Annotated in this window: 1 protein-coding gene; it reads left to right on the top strand. The window is 61.5% G+C overall.

Translation table 11 applies throughout. The features are described from left to right. The first annotated feature begins 85 nt into the window (after nucleotides 1-85). A protein-coding gene (locus ACH0BU_RS18025) for an IS3 family transposase (RefSeq protein ID WP_380942264.1) occupies nucleotides 86-1,449 on the top strand; the annotation gives its coding sequence in 2 pieces (ribosomal slippage) (nucleotides 86-433 and nucleotides 436-1,449; 1,362 coding nt in all). Nucleotides 1,450-1,524: the final 75 nt, after the last annotated feature.

Here is a 1,524-nt window from a genome sequence, read left to right as displayed (position 1 = left end):
TGTCCGCCGTCAGCACCAATGGCACAGATTTGAGGTTGTGATTTAAGGAGGATCTGGGCTTCGTCGTAGTGACGAAGGAACGAAGATGAAGCCCAGATCCTCCAATGTAAAATCGCCCGCCAAGGCCCCAGCAGAGCGGGTAGTGAAGGACATCCGCCGACAGACCCGGCGCCACTTTTCGGCCGAGGACAAGATCCGCGTCGTGCTGGATGGCCTGCGCGGGGAAGACAGCATCGCCGAGCTATGCCGCAAGGAAGGCATTGCCCAGAGCCTGTATTACACCTGGTCGAAGGAGTTCATGGAAGCTGGCAAGCGCCGCCTGGCCGGCGACACCGCCCGTGCCGCGACCACCGGAGAGGTCCAGGACCTGCGCCGCGAAGCCCGGGCCCTGAAGGAATGCGTGGCCGATCTGACACTGGAAAACCGTCTGCTCAAAAAAAGCATGGTCGCGGATGGGGGCAACGACGAATGAGATATCCCGCATCCGAGAAGCTCGAGATCATCAGAACCGTCGAGCAGTCGCACCTGTCGGCCAAGCGCACGCTGGACCAACTCGGCATCCCTCGTCGGACATTCTACCGCTGGTATGATCGCTACCTCGAAGGCGGGCCGGAGGCGTTGGAAGATCGGCCATCGGCGCCGAGCCGGGTGTGGAACCGCATCCCGGCGGGCATCCACGACCAGATCATCGAGCTGGCGCTGGAACAGTCCGAGCTGAGCCCCCGGGAACTGGCCGTGCGCTTCACCGATGGGCAGCGCTACTTCGTGTCGGAATCCACGGTTTACCGCCTGTTGAAGGCCCACGACCTGATCACCAGCCCGGCCTATGTCGTGATCAAGGCTGCCGATCAGTTCCACACGAAAACCACGCGGCCGAACGAGATGTGGCAGACCGACTTCACCTACTTCAAGATCATCGGGTGGGGCTGGATGTATCTGTCGACCGTGCTCGACGACTTCTCACGCTACATCATCGCCTGGAAGCTGTGCACCAACATGCGAGCCGAGGACGTCACCGACACGCTGGACCTCGCCCTGGCGGCTTCTGGTTGCGACAGCGCCACGGTGCTGCACAAACCCCGGCTACTCAGCGATAATGGCCCCAGCTACATCGCGGGTGAGCTGGCGGAATACATCGAGGCCCGGAAGATGAGCCATGTCCGCGGCGCCCCGTGCCATCCCCAAACCCAGGGCAAGATCGAGCGCTGGCACCAGACTCTGAAAAACCGCATCTTGCTGGAAAACTACTTCCTGCCCGGCGACCTCGAAGCCCACATCGAGGCCTTCGTCGAGCACTACAATCACCAGCGATACCACGAGAGCCTGGCCAATGTGACGCCTGCCGACGCCTACTTCGGCAGGGCTCCGGCAATCATCAAACTGCGCGAAAGGATCAAGCGACAGACCATCGAACATCGGCGCTTGCAGCACCGCAAGTTCGCCGCCTAACATCAACCCCCTGACGAGGTCCGCACTCCGCTAATCTACGCCGCGAGTTGTGCCGAATGTTCTGACGACGGACAG

The sequence above is a fragment of the Sphingomonas olei genome, from assembly GCF_045369765.1.
Classification (GTDB): domain Bacteria; phylum Pseudomonadota; class Alphaproteobacteria; order Sphingomonadales; family Sphingomonadaceae; genus Sphingomonas; species Sphingomonas panaciterrae.
This window is presented reverse-complemented; position numbering and strand designations above follow the sequence as displayed.